This is a genomic window from Phyllobacterium sp. T2-21 (assembly GCF_055378485.1).
In genome coordinates this window covers 168053-181175 of the sequence record NZ_AP027913.1, presented here as the reverse complement: position 1 = coordinate 181175, position 13123 = coordinate 168053, and the positions used below count along the sequence as shown (strand labels likewise).

Annotated in this window: 14 protein-coding genes; 1 reads left to right on the top strand and 13 read right to left on the bottom strand. The window is 56.1% G+C overall.

The features are described 5' to 3' along the window. Positions 1 to 7 precede the first annotated feature (7 nt). From ACZ5FP_RS18990 to ACZ5FP_RS18955, 8 genes are all read right to left on the bottom strand, one after another. On the bottom strand, positions 8 to 625 hold the full coding sequence (locus ACZ5FP_RS18990) for an ABC transporter permease (RefSeq protein ID WP_464663610.1): 618 nt from the start codon (positions 623 to 625) through the stop codon (positions 8 to 10). 105 nt (positions 626 to 730) lie between these two features. Beyond that, complete coding sequence (locus ACZ5FP_RS18985) at positions 731 to 1612, bottom strand: glycine betaine ABC transporter substrate-binding protein (RefSeq protein ID WP_464663608.1); 882 nt, start codon at positions 1610 to 1612, stop codon at positions 731 to 733. Between the two features lie 308 nt (positions 1613 to 1920). Beyond that, on the bottom strand, positions 1921 to 2697 hold the full coding sequence (locus ACZ5FP_RS18980) for an anti-sigma factor family protein (protein WP_464663606.1): 777 nt from the start codon (positions 2695 to 2697) through the stop codon (positions 1921 to 1923). Then, complete coding sequence (locus ACZ5FP_RS18975) at positions 2694 to 3224, bottom strand: RNA polymerase sigma factor (RefSeq protein ID WP_464663605.1); 531 nt, start codon at positions 3222 to 3224, stop codon at positions 2694 to 2696. The genes ACZ5FP_RS18980 and ACZ5FP_RS18975 overlap by 4 nt, the downstream gene beginning before the upstream one ends. Positions 3225 to 3369: 145 nt before the next feature. Further along, complete coding sequence (locus ACZ5FP_RS18970) at positions 3370 to 4833, bottom strand: YncE family protein (RefSeq protein ID WP_464663604.1); 1464 nt, start codon at positions 4831 to 4833, stop codon at positions 3370 to 3372. A 10-nt stretch (positions 4834 to 4843) separates the two neighbouring features. Further along, positions 4844 to 5356 carry a DUF305 domain-containing protein gene (locus tag ACZ5FP_RS18965; RefSeq protein WP_464664007.1) on the bottom strand — a complete coding sequence of 171 codons (513 nt, stop codon included), beginning with the start codon at positions 5354 to 5356 and terminating at the stop codon, positions 4844 to 4846. Between the two features lie 381 nt (positions 5357 to 5737). Next, positions 5738 to 6559: a PfkB family carbohydrate kinase gene (locus ACZ5FP_RS18960; protein WP_464663602.1), complete on the bottom strand. Its 822-nt coding sequence runs from the start codon at positions 6557 to 6559 to the stop codon at positions 5738 to 5740. 51 nt (positions 6560 to 6610) lie between these two features. Then, positions 6611 to 7624 (bottom strand): SIS domain-containing protein, encoded by a 1014-nt coding sequence (locus tag ACZ5FP_RS18955; RefSeq protein WP_464663600.1) that lies wholly within the window; start codon positions 7622 to 7624, stop codon positions 6611 to 6613. 196 nt (positions 7625 to 7820) lie between these two features. Here ACZ5FP_RS18955 and ACZ5FP_RS18950 point away from each other — a divergent pair, with 196 nt between their 5' ends. Next, on the top strand, positions 7821 to 8552 hold the full coding sequence (locus ACZ5FP_RS18950) for a GntR family transcriptional regulator (RefSeq protein WP_464663598.1): 732 nt from the start codon (positions 7821 to 7823) through the stop codon (positions 8550 to 8552). Between the two features lie 46 nt (positions 8553 to 8598). Here the strand turns inward: ACZ5FP_RS18950 and ACZ5FP_RS18945 are convergent, their stop codons facing one another. The 5 genes from ACZ5FP_RS18945 to ACZ5FP_RS18925 form a co-directional block, all read right to left on the bottom strand. After that, positions 8599 to 9351 (bottom strand): amino acid ABC transporter ATP-binding protein, encoded by a 753-nt coding sequence (locus ACZ5FP_RS18945; protein WP_464663596.1) that lies wholly within the window; start codon positions 9349 to 9351, stop codon positions 8599 to 8601. 22 nt (positions 9352 to 9373) lie between these two features. Next, positions 9374 to 10345 (bottom strand): amino acid ABC transporter permease, encoded by a 972-nt coding sequence (locus ACZ5FP_RS18940; protein ID WP_464663594.1) that lies wholly within the window; start codon positions 10343 to 10345, stop codon positions 9374 to 9376. 14 nt (positions 10346 to 10359) lie between these two features. Continuing rightward, positions 10360 to 11643, bottom strand: coding sequence for an NAD(P)/FAD-dependent oxidoreductase (locus tag ACZ5FP_RS18935; RefSeq protein WP_464663593.1), 1284 nt, complete (start codon positions 11641 to 11643; stop codon positions 10360 to 10362). A gap of 95 nt (positions 11644 to 11738) precedes the next feature. Continuing rightward, entirely contained in the window at positions 11739 to 12566 is an 828-nt protein-coding gene (locus ACZ5FP_RS18930) for a transporter substrate-binding domain-containing protein (RefSeq protein WP_464663592.1), read from the bottom strand. Positions 12567 to 12930: 364 nt separating this feature from the next. Then, on the bottom strand, positions 12931 to 13113 hold the full coding sequence (locus ACZ5FP_RS18925) for a hypothetical protein (protein WP_223614463.1): 183 nt from the start codon (positions 13111 to 13113) through the stop codon (positions 12931 to 12933). Positions 13114 to 13123 lie beyond the last annotated feature (10 nt).

The window sequence follows — 13123 nt, the reverse complement described above, 5'->3', positions numbered from 1 at the left end:
CCACCCCTCAACGCCAACGAACCAGGGCTTTTTCAGCCTGGCTCAGAATGAGGTCAAAGAACGTCGCCATCAGCGCCGTCAGGATACCGCCGACAAGGATTTTCTCCGTATAGCTCTGGTCGATGCCCATGAGGATGATTGTTCCGAGCCCGCCGCCGTCGATGAAGGCCGCGACGGTGGCGATGCCGATGACGGTCACCAGCGCGATGCGGATACCGGACACGATGAGCGGCAGGGCCAGGGGCAGTTCGATGCGCACCAGCCGCTGCCAGGCGCTGTAGCCCATGCCGTCGGCCGCATCGAGCACGTCGGCGGGGACGCCGCGCAGACCGGTTACCACATTGCGCAGAAGAATGAGCAGGCAATAGGAGGACAGGCCGACCAGCGCCGGTTTGGTGCCAAGGCCAAGCCAGGGGATGAGCAGCGCGAACAGAGCAAGGCTGGGGATGACGAAGATGATGCCGGTGATCGTCAGGACGACGGCATAGAACCGGGGACGCCGAGCGCAGATGATCCCGAGGATCAGCGCGATGACGAGCCCGATCAAAACAGATGAAACCGACAACACAAGGTGCTGCCAGGTTGCGGCAAGAATTTCCGGAATGTTTTTGGGAGCCCAGTTCAAATGCGTCGTTCCATATCGCTTAGAATTGAAACAGCGGAGACAATCCTATCTCCGCTGTTTCCGGGATGTCCACGTGGCCGTTTGGCCGCAGGCGTCAGGACGGTCTCAGATGCCCTTTTCCTTCAGAAAGGCTTCCGCCACTTCCTTCGGTTCCTTCTTGTCACGCTCGACGGCGGCATTCAGTTCGCGCATGTTCTCATTGTTCAAGAGTGGACTGATCTTGTTCAGGACTTCAGCGATCTTGGGGTTTTTGGCCAGGGTATCCTGGCGAACGACGGGCACGAGGTAATAGGGCGGAAACAGGTTCTTGTCGTCGGCCAGAACAACAAGCTTGTTGTCCGCGATCTGCCAGTCGGTGGCAAAGCCATAGGAAACATCGATATTCTTGCTGGTCAAAGCGCTGTAGCGGATACCGAGCTTGGCAAAAATACGAAAGTCCTTGAAGACGATACCGTAGGTCTGCTTGAGACCGGGCAAACCGTCCTTGCGTTCGCCAAACCCGCCTTCCGCACCGAAACTCAGATCCTTCGACACGGGACCAAGATCCGTCAGCGTCTTGAGCTTGTACTTGTCAGCGGTTTCCGGAAGCGTGATGATGGCGTAGCCATTGTTGATATTGGTCGGCTGGAGCAGGGTCAGCTGCAGGTTTTTCTCGTAGTAATCCTTGACTTCCCCATAGATCTTTTCGGCCGAACCCGAGAGATCGCCCTTCACCACGGCGGCAAGGGCCGTACCCGTATACTCGGGGTAGAGATCGATTTCGCCGTTCAGCAGCGCCGAATGAGCAATCAACGTTGCGCCAAGATTGGTGCGCCGCTCGACCTTCACGCCAGCCTTCTCCAGGGCTTGCGCATAGATTTCGGCCACCACGAACTGTTCGGTAAAGTTCTTGCTGCCGATCTTCACAACCTGAGCAAAGCCCGGCGTTGCGGCAGCCAATGCCAATATTACCCCCAGCCCTATGGAGGCCACGTTTCTGAAAGTCATGATTTACCCTGCGAGCTGACGTAGGACTTTGAATATCCTACTGGTTTCGTTGTTCATTTCGCATGCTAGCAATCCACGGCAGTAAGTTCGTAGAACAAACTCCCAATATTTCCCCGATAAGTAGAAATTATTTACTCGGCAATTGCAATCGCTTTGGCGCTGCAATGCAGGGCCTTTACGAGCCTCGCAAAACCACTCGGGTGAACTGTCGAGGGTTATGGCGTGGATTCGCACGGCCCGTGATGATGATGTGAAGCGCTGGAGCGACCAGTCCCCGTCGCAACAGCATGCTTTTACTCACACTCCGTCTACACATTTGTTTCGATTTGCCGGCGCATTTCATGGGCAATCGGATTGAGGGCCTGGGTGGAAAGAGGCCCGACCAGGCTGTAGCCGATGCCCTCCTTGGACCAGCTGACCCTTTGCACGGAACCGGTCGATTGTGACGACATGGGCGCGTTTTTATCGGCTGTCATCGCCCGTGTCAGCATCACCAGCCGGGTGCCACGGTCATCGTCGTACATGAGCATGCCTGCAGGGCCGTGCGCTGTTGCGACAACCCGCCCCCCCATGAACCGGTAGCCTGAGCCCGTCAGGTCAGGCACGGATATAGTGTGGCCCAAACTGTCCGAAACCCATTTGACCAGGCTAACCTGATCGGATGCCCTGATTTCGACTGGCCGCCCTTTATCGCCAGCATACACCTGATAGCTGTATGTTGCCTCGTCAGCGAGCGCCATGATCCCGCCAGCGGCCGGTTGACCCATATCGTGAAGCGACCAGCCGCCGGTTATGCCAACAGCAAGCAATACAACAGCGGCGGCCGCCGAGCGCCAAACCGGGAATCCGGGACGGCGCGCACCATCAAGCATACGGACCAGATTGAGCTCCGGAGGTACCGGTTCTTCGCTGATTGGTGCGAGCGCGGACCGCAGTTCATCCCTCTGCCTTCGGTAACTTGCGATCCTTTTTGCTTCGTCAGGGTGCTGCTCAAGATATCCGGCTACCTCATCCCGCCTGGCCGTGCTGAGAGCCTGGTCGACATAGGCATGCAGATCGTCTTCCGTAATCGGGCGCTTGTTCATTTTACCCTCCTCAAATGAGGACCGTTTTCAATTTTGTTGCTCACATCACCCTCGAGAATCTGCCGTAACCGTTCACGGCCGCGCGCCAGTCGCGACATGACCGTGCCGATGGGAACCCCGAGAATCTTCGCGGTCTCCGCATAGGACAGATCTTCAACCGAAACGAGAAGAATGACGCTTCTCTGTTCTTCGGGCAAGGTCTTCAAGGCACGCAAAACGTCCTGCTGGTGTAAGCCATCCTCCTGCGCGGGCCGTCCGGAGAGAGCCGGGTCAGATACATCATCAATGTCCAGATGCACCCCACGCCGTGCGGTTTTTCTCAAGTTGTTCATCGCCAGATTGTGCAGGATCGTAAACATCCATGTTCTGGCGTTGCCATCCTCACGCCGCTGATGCCAATGACTGACGGCCCGCTCCAGACAATCCTGCAGCAGGTCATCGGCAGCCGATCGATCCCCCATCAAGCTGCGCGCATATCGCCGCAAGGCCGGAATGAGGGGCTCAATCAAAACGACCATATCTGTCATGACCGAACCCCTTCTGGTTCAAGACATTGTCTTGCGTCTTTGGCGGTAGCCGGTGTGCCAATAAGATTCTGATGTCCCGTCCTGATCTGCAACCGCTGCCCGCATTCCGCTGTCCGGCGGCAAACCGAAGGCGGGCAGCGCGTTATCATTTGGTCTGCACCTGCACGGGCGTACCGATTTTGGCGGCTGTGCCGGACGCAACCACCAGATAACGGTTCGGGACATCCTGTCCACTCTGCGCCAATTGACGAATGGGGCCAACCGCATTGACGATTGCCGAACCTGCGGGGTTGGTCATGAACGCCGCCAGCGGCTCGAGCATGCCACCGCCATCCGCCTGAGAAGCCAAGGCCAGCACATAAGGCTGCTTTGGCTCCAGGCCCGTCACTGCGGCTTGCAGGACCTGTGTAAGCCCCTGATCGAAGAGGGTCACACTGGTCGGCTTCGCGTCCACAGACACAGCTGGTGTCACCGAACCGAGGGTCAAGTGGGCCGCTTGGCCAGCAACACCGAGAGGTTGCAAGTTCTGCATCCCGTCCCCTTGCGGGACGGCATTGGGAACATAGGCCAAGGCCTGCGGTGCCTGTCCGATGGGAATGGTTGCAGTCACAGTATTGGTGAGCGTGTCGATGGCCGCCAATGCATCGGCATTTTCCAGACCAACGTAAATGCGCGTGCCATCGCCAGAGGGCCACAGGCCATGCGGGAGCTTACCGACCGGGATCGCAGCCACTTGCTCAAACGTGTCGGTGCGGAAAACCTTGATCTGGTTCAATCCGCCAACAGTCACATAGGCAAACATGCCATTGGCATTGCGGACGATATTCACGTGATTGGTGATCGGCCCCGTATCCAGCGTTTTGAGGAGTTTGAAGGGGGGCTTGGCGTCAAACACCTGTGTCCTGCCCACGTCTTTCAGGGTGAACCAGACCTGCTTGCCATCGGGCGTTGCTGCAAGATCAGGGCAGAATGGACTTTCCTGCTTCACATGGCCGACGATCTTGTGATCGGCAATGGAGATGACAACGGTTTCCGGATTGAACGACGAACAGACATAGCCGTATTTGTTGTCAGGTGAGAAGATTTGCATGCCCGGTCCTGCGGGAACCTTGATCCGCGTCTTTTCTGCAAATGTATGTCCATCCAGAACAGCGATGTAATCTTCACCCCGAACCGTGACCCAGACTTCCTTGCCGTCGAGTGTGAAAAATGCCTCATGCGGGGCCCGCCCGAGGTAGGTGACGTGTTTGATCGCGTTGGTGGCCGTGTCGATAAACGTAACGGAATTGGTGCCGATCGAGACAACCGCAAGCGTTTTGTGATCGGGGGAGAAACCCATGCCGTGCACAAGCACCTGGCCGCGATAGAGCGGACTGAGATTGCCGGGTTGTGGATCTCCGAGCCGGATCACGCCCAACAACTTGTTATCGAAGGGATCGGTAACCGATACTGTATTGGAGAACTGTTCGGCAGCGTAGACGCGATCACGATGACTGACCGGAACGTCGGGTGCCGAGGCCAATCCGGGTACCTGCCCGGCCAAAGCAGGAACCAACCCTGCGACTGCGGTGCCAATCAGCAATGTTATTGTAAAAAGCTTCAATCTCATTTCAAACTCCCTATTTCATGTTCATGGCTGGTGACATGGACATTGCTTGCGTTGACGGCGAGTGGGTATCCAAATCAGGTATGAACGAGGTTTGGGTCGGAGATGGTTTGGATGGAGGCAGGGGTTCGCCGATCGCCAGGCGCATCGCTGCAATTTCCTGTTGCTGCGTGACGATGATTTCCTGGGCGAGACGCTTTATGTTCTCGTTGTTGCCATAGCGCAGAACCGCCAGTGCCATATCAATCGCGCCCTGATGATGCGGCACCATCATCGCAACAAAGTCGCGATCAACATCACCGGTTGGCTTGACCTCCATGTCCGCCATCATTTTTGTCATGGCCGCATCATTCTGCGTCAGAAATGGCGTTTCGTTCTGCACTGCAGATTTCGTCGCGTCGCTCATGCATATCACGTCGTTGGAAGGATCGCGCGCCGCAGCAATGGCGGACCAAGCGACAGCAAGTGTTCCGGCGAGAAGAAGTGCTCGTTGACCATTGAGATATCGATGGGACATGTCTTTCATACTCCGATCGGATTGTGTGTTCTGATGGTGAGACACGCCAAACGTCGGTTTATTCCACGCCGTGACATTTTTTTGCATTGAGCATGTTCAAGCAAGCTGCGGCGCCGAAGCCGGATGCTGAAATCTCTTTACCGCAGCCGTTTGCAGCTCGAGGCTTGGTGGAAGGGTTGAGCGTCCAATAAGGGCGCCGCCCGGCAGTGTTATATTTGTCGCCAGAATGCCCGGGACGCCAGTCTGCGGCGGGGCCCAATATACGCAACAGCAAGGTGGCTGTCCGTTGAAAGTGCGATTGAAAACCGCCGTGGAGGTTACAGACGAGACCGCTTTTCCTGCGGCCTCCATTTTGGGAAAATAGTCTCGCTTTCCAGATTCTTTCGCTCTTTACAGATCCGTCGCTATCAGTGGCTGCAGAAACCCGCCCAAATGCGAGCAGGTGACGGCTGCACAATCACGTCCCGCAACCAGACAGCTGTGGAAATCTTTCTGATGCAGGAAAGCCACGAGAAAGCCGGCAATGAAGCTGTCGCCCGCGCCGGTCGTATCCACCACCTCTGTCTTCCTGCTGCCTACTCGAATTTCACCGTCGCCACCGTGAGCGATTGCACCGGCACTGCCGCATGTGACAACGGCGTTGAGAGCACCTGCGGCGAGATAGGTTGTCAGCAATTGTGTTGCACGTGCGGCGTTCTCCCCCGCCGACCCGAAGGCGATTGTCAGCCCATGGGGTTCTAGGTGTGCTGGATCATTATTCACGCCGAGATCCTGCGATACGCTGACACCCCGCTCCGTGAGGTGACGACGCAGCGTTCCCCCGTCGTCGAGCCAACCGATATGCACGTGATCCATTGTTTCGAGAACGGCCAGATCGCGAGCCGGTGGGGCATATCCAGAGCAGGTGCCAAAATCTTCGTCGACTATTATCCGATCGCCTGAAGAAGTTATCGAAATTTGTGTCGACGCCGTTCTGCCGACTTTACTCTGGATGTATTGAACCTCCACGCCATTTTCTACCAGGAGCGCGACCGTGCGCTTCCCGGCAGCATCCTCACCAACGGCACCGAAGTAGAACGACTGGCATCCCAGCCGCGCGAGTTGAACCGCAACATTGACTGCATTTCCACCAACGACCGAATATGCCGGAGGCGCCTGAAAGTAGTCGATGCAATTATCGCCAACGGCAGCAATGCGCAGTGGTGTCTTCAACGTGCTTGAACCTTTCTTCAAATCGAAGGATGGCTTGGACCATGATCCTCTCTAGTAAGCCACCCGCTTATAGTAACGGCGGGTGGTCAGCGGATGGTTCCGTATCACTTCCAAATGGGCGCTGATCCTCTCTAAAACAGCTGCCAGCAGAATGGGCGAGACAAGCCCGCGCAGTTCGGAGGAAATACCGGGCAGATCAAATGCCGCCGTATCGATGACCGACACCTGGTCGGTATAGTTTCGTGCGAAGCTCTCCACACGGTCGGCCAAGGGGCGGCAAGCATCTTCCCCCTTTAGCAGGAACAGGCTGACATTCTTTTCGACGAGTTCCAGCGTTCCGTGAAAGAAATCCGACGCATGCACCGGACGCGCGCGTATCCACTGCATCTCCTCCAGAATACACATGCCGTAGTAAAAGGCCGCCGGCCACACATTCCCGGCCCCGGTTATGATGTGATAATTGGAATTCGCCAACCGCATGGCCAGCCCATTTGCCTGATCTTCGAAGGAACGCTTCACGTCGAGAAGAAGCCCCGGCAACTGTGTGAGTTCACCAATCAGCTGGTCATAATTGGCAATCTCACCGCGGTGTTTCATAACGGACAGAGCAATAATCAGGGATTGCAGATAGAAAGATTCGCAGGACGTATCGTCTTCTGCGAAATTAACGAACACGTGATCGCCACCCTTTCCAAGAGGTGTCTGCTCATGTCCGACAAGGGTGATTACCGTTGCCCCCAGCGTTTTTATTTTCTCAAGCAGTGCCACGCTCTCTTTGGTCGTGCCGGATAGCGAGGGCATCACGACGATCGATTTCGCGGTGAGATTGCGCGAACCGGTCACCAGCAGCTCTGCCGTCGATTCGATAAAGGCGGGAAAACGCGACTGCCGCTGCAGCAATTGCACGGCGGGCTGCATGAGGATTGCCGCGCCGCCGGTGCCGAGGAAAAATATGTTTTCAGCTCCGCGAGCCAAACAGCTTCCTATGACCTGATCAAGGCGGTTTTCCAGCGCGAGCGCGCCGGTTTGGATGCGAAGATATCGCTGTTCATCAAAATTCAGCATGTTGGTCTTTCTGGCAGAGAAGTGTGGATTGTTCTCAATCGGAGATACATTCTTAGTTGTAAGACAACTGACATCGTTGTCAATAATGCCCATATGAAAGAGAGCGATTTAAATGATAAGTTCAGCAAAAGCCTTCTTGACCGGATCATATTTGTCAGACAAGGAGGATCAAAACCACTTGCTGACGAGGTGATCCGTGGACGAGCCCCTTCGCGATATGCGAACATTGGTCATTCAACTTCGCGAAAGAATTGCAGACCTCATTCGCGAGCAGGCCCTCCGGCCCGGCGATAAACTCCCGACGGAAGCGCAACTGACGGCGCGTTTCAAAATATCCCGGCCGGCATTGAGGGAAGCGTTGAAACTGCTGGAACAGGACGGATTGATCTACGTCGAACACGGGCGCGGCCGATTTGTCTCGGCAATTTCCGCCATCCAGATCGACCGTCCCATAACGGTCTTCGAAAGTGTGACGGAAATGACCGGACACTACGGCTACAACACCGTCAACAAGGTCTTGTCCATCTCCGAAGAAGCGCCGGATCCGGCCCTGGCAAAGCAACTGAACCTCGACGAAGGCGCGCGCGTGATCCGGCTCGAACGATTGCGGTTGGAGCATGACGATCCGATAATGTATTGCGTGGATTACGTGCCGCGCAGCATCATAACCGCCCGCCTTTATGACATCGACTGGAGCGGCTCACTATTGGCCTTGCTGGACCAGTACAAGCAAAGGCCTCGCATGTCGGCCGCGTCCGTTTCCGCCGTGATGCTACCGCAGGATGTCGTGGATCGAAATGATCTGCGCAATTTTGGCCCCGCGCTGCTGATCACTGAAACCTGTTTCAATGCAGCGGGAACGCCGGTGGTCTATGCCCTGGACTACCACAAGGGCAGTCATTTTTCATTCAGTCTGGCGCGCAGGTAACGCTGCGATAGCAGCGTCCGGTCGCCGACGCATTTGCCGATACCGGTCAATGCAGTATTTGGCTCAAGAAATGCCGGCTGCGCTCATTCTGCGGATTGTCGAAAAAGTCATTCGGCTTGCCTTCCTCGACGATCTTGCCGCGATCCATGAAAATGACGCGATCGGCAACCTGTTTTGCAAAGCCCATCTCGTGGGTGACGCAAATCATGGTCATCCCCTCTTTGGCCAGAGACACCATCGTGTCGAGCACTTCCTTGACCATCTCCGGATCAAGCGCCGATGTCGGCTCGTCAAACAGCATGATCTTCGGATTCATGCAAAGAGCGCGGGCGATGGCGACGCGTTGCTGCTGGCCGCCGGAAAGCTGGATCGGATATTTGTTGGCCTGCTCGGGGATGCGCACACGCTCAAGATAATGCATGGCGATCTCGACGGCTTTTTTCTTTGGCGTTTTCCGCACCCACATGGGCGCCAAAATGCAGTTCTGCAATATGGTCAGGTGAGGAAACAGATTGAAATGCTGGAACACCATGCCGACTTCCCGCCGCACTTCATCGATCCGGTCTTCATCAGCGGTCAACTCAATCCCGCCCACGACGATCTTACCTTCCTGATGGGCCTCGAGCCGGTTGATACAGCGTATCAGGGTGGATTTACCTGAACCGGACGGTCCGCAGATCACCACCTTTTCCCTGGGAGCGATCACAAGGTTGATGTCGTCCAATGCATGGAAGCTCCCAAACCACTTATGGACGCTGTTCAGTTCAATTTCGACCGATGAAGCGGCGGATGTTGTCATGGCGTTTCCCTTGGAGCGAGCATTAGCGTTTCAACGACCGGCCGAACCGCTCTTCAATGCGGGCCTGCACAATCTCGAGGCCGATGGACAGGAGCCAGTAGATCATTGATGCCGTGATGAGCATTTCGATGTGCCTGAATTCTTTCTGGCCCATCGTGCGCGCCAGATACATGATCTCCCAGACGCCCACGACCGATACCAACGAGGAATCCTTGAGCATGGCGATGAATTGATTGCCGGTCGGCGGAATGATGACGCGCATGGCCTGCGGGAGGACAACCAGAAACATCGTATGATTGGGCCGCAGACCGAGCGCTGTTGCGCCCTCACTCTGGCCGCGCGGTATGCTTTCAATGCCGGCCCGGAAAATCTCGGTCATATAGGCGCCATAACAAAGCGACAGCGCAAGAATGCCGGCCGGGATCGCACCGATCACATAGCCCACCTGCGGCAAGCCCAGATAGATGATGTAAATCTGCATGAGCAGCGGCAGACCGCGGAACAGCGATGTGTAGAAACTCGCAAGTCCGTAGATGACACCGTTCTTGGAGAGCTTGGCGATTGCGCCAATCAGCGCAATGACCGTGGCAATGAAAATTGAGATCACCGATATATAAAGGGTCGTGACGACGCCTTGCGTTATGAGGAAGCCAATCTTCTTTGCAATGAATGTGAAACTGAGATCGAATGAATAGAAGAACAGCAACAGCAGGCCGAACAGTTCCGCCCATACGGCGCCGATCTGGTACGTCCTGGGCAGAAGCCCCAGGAGCTTCCAGTTAACTGCAATCAGCAAGGCGAAGCAGATCGCCGCTAAGGCGCGTGTTATCTCGGGCGAGGCTGCAATTCCCGGCGCCAATGAAGGAAACAGGGTCGTAATCCAGTTTCCGCCCACGCCCATCCAGTAGAGCATGGCCGCAACAAACACGACAGCGATGACGGCTGCGATGCGTCGTGTTGTCTTTGGGTAGGAAAGAACGAGAGTTGCAATCATTTTGATCCCCATAGTCAGACGGACGATCGTTCTCGCCACCAATCCTGAGCCTGTAGTTTCCAGTAAGTGAGTTGTGCCACCGTCAGCCCGGCCAAGCCTCCAGCCCAGACAAGGCCGAACGGCTTGAACAAATTGTATCGGTCGGATTGTCCCAGGATGGCCTCGGCCACGAGCTTGCCGCCAATGGCGGTCGTGTTCAAACCATGTCCACCAAATGCGGTGCAATACCAGACGTTCGTCTGCAGTTGCCCGATCTGCGGCATGAGGTGCCTGGCATAGGACATCAATCCGGACCAGGATGTTTCGATCTTAAGATCGGCAAGTTGAGGATATGTGCTTACCATTTCCCGCCGCAGCTCGGCGGCAAGCGCAGCCGGTGACGCTGCCCTTGTGGTAATCCGGCCGCCCCATAGCAGGCGTTTGCCCCCCTCGACGACCCGGTAATAGTCCCCTGCCCTGCGGTTGTCACCCACGGCGTGCGTCGTATCGACGGCCTGCCGGATCAGTTCGGGAGCTTCTTCGGAAAGCATCACGTAGGTCGCGATCGGCAGAAAGCTTCGCTTCAGTTTTGGCAGAAAACCGGTGGTGTAGCCGCCCGTCGTCACCACGATGCAACGCGCCTTGACCTTTCCCGTGTCGGTGTGAACAATCTTTTCAGGTTGGGAAAAGTCGTTGGCAATCGCGGGGCTCGCTTCGAAGATCTTTCCGCCCAACCGCTCAATCTCCGCGGCAACGCCGCGCAAATAATTCAACGGATGCATGTGAAAGGCTTGCGGATCGCGCAATGCCTGGAAATAGCGCTTGGACCGGAGTTTGGCCTGCACTTCATCACGGCTCAGATAGTCCACGCCATAGCCGAAATCCCGTTGAAGGACTGCAGCGCGGGCCTTCAGAGCCTCCCCATCGTCATATCGCAAGACAGACATGATCCCGTGGATAGGGTCTGCCGACGCAATGTTCAGATCGTTGATCGTGTCGCGTACAAAGCGCATGCCTTCAATGGACAGGGCATGAAGCTTGTGCGCGCTTTCAGGCCCAACCATGCGGGCTATGGCATCGCCGTCATTGGCAAAACCCGAACCGACGAAGCCGCCGTTTCGCCCGGACGCTCCCCAGCCGATACGCTCGGCCTCCAGCACAACGACCGTCTGGCCGGCCCGTGCCAACTGAAGAGCAGTGGTAATTCCGGCGAGACCACCGCCAATAACGCAGGTGTCGCACTCGACAGTGCCCGACAGAAGCGGAAATCGTCTGTCTTCGGCAATTGTCCGTCGATAGAACGTATCAATGTAACTCATTGCTTGCTCGCGGGGGGAATGCGTTTGAAGGATCGAATACCAGGAGGATGGAGCGCGGGTATTGCCACAATCGTCGGCGCCCGCGCTCTTCCTTGTCAGTTGGTGCTATAGTCCTTGCCGTACCATTTGGTGGTCAACGCCGTGAGCGTGCCATCCGATCGCATGGCCCCGATGATTTCACCGATCTTGGCGGTCCACTCGGGATCACCTTTTTCGGCGATCACGACAAGCGGTTCACGGAAGGCATAGCCGCCATCAAGAATTCGGACGGGATATCCGTTCTTGATTGCGTTCTGTGCTGTCTGCTCCGGGGCGATGACCGCATCCAGACGGACCCCGTCGCCAAGGCGAAGATCGTCAAATGGCAGCATTGAATCGGCAAAGGTACGAACTTCACCTGGTTCGACTTTATACTCGACTGGTGGCAGGCCCGGAGCATCGATCTCAAGCTGACGACGGATAAAATCTTCTGACGTCGTTGCCGTCTCGACACCGATGGTCTTGCCGTTCAAATCCGCGCTCGATTTGGCTTTGCTGTCCTTATGGACGACGTAGACATAGGGGCTGTAGTAATACACCGATGCGAAATCGATAACCTGCGCACGGGCTTTTGTCGGCGTTACGGAACCGACGCCCACGTCATACCGCCCTTGCCAGCGACCGCCCGTCAGAGTAGCCCAGTCCGGGGTCTGGAAGGAGACTTCGACGCCAAGTCGCTTGCCGATCTCCTTGGACATGTCGATATCGAAACCGACCATTTCGTTGTTGTCATCGAGATAACTTTGCGGCGGCCAACTGCTGTTGGTTGCAACAACCATGGCCTTTTTCTGCATTACCCGCTCAAGCGTTGTTCCCGCTTGCGCTGCCGGTGCGAACGAAAGTGCCAATATCCCGGCCGCCAAACTCTTGAATATATAACCCATGCCATCCTCCTGAATGCGACGTCGGTCCCCTGCATTTCAATGCTTATGTAAGACGTCAGACAATGCAGTTCATAGCCAATGACCTATGGAGTCAAGACGGCGCCTGCCATTTTATTCGCAACGCCCGCAAAAGTTGTTGCAATTTGAATATGAGATCATGAGAAATGAAAATGTCACGTTGCGGCTTGGAATCCGCACTGTTCAGATGATGCGCACAGCCTGCTGGAAAAGGGCACAGGCCAGCGATCGGATCATCGCCCCAAACGGAGCGATGAGGCGCGGCTGAGGAACACAAGGAACCGGAGCCGGCCCATGCCCGGAGTTGATCCCTCAGCCTATCTGTACAGAACCTTCGAAGCTGCGATCAAGATGCAGCGTGCGCTTTGCCAGGCTTAGGATCGATCCCAACAGCCTGTTCGCAAAGAGCCACGTGTTTGGCTAGCGCATCGATTGGCAGAAACGCACTGACCGTGCAAATATCGCGCTTTTGGAACTTTGGCATTCCCTGGAGCTCCTTCAGCCGTTCAAGAAGTGCAAACCGGTTCATACTCGTCTCC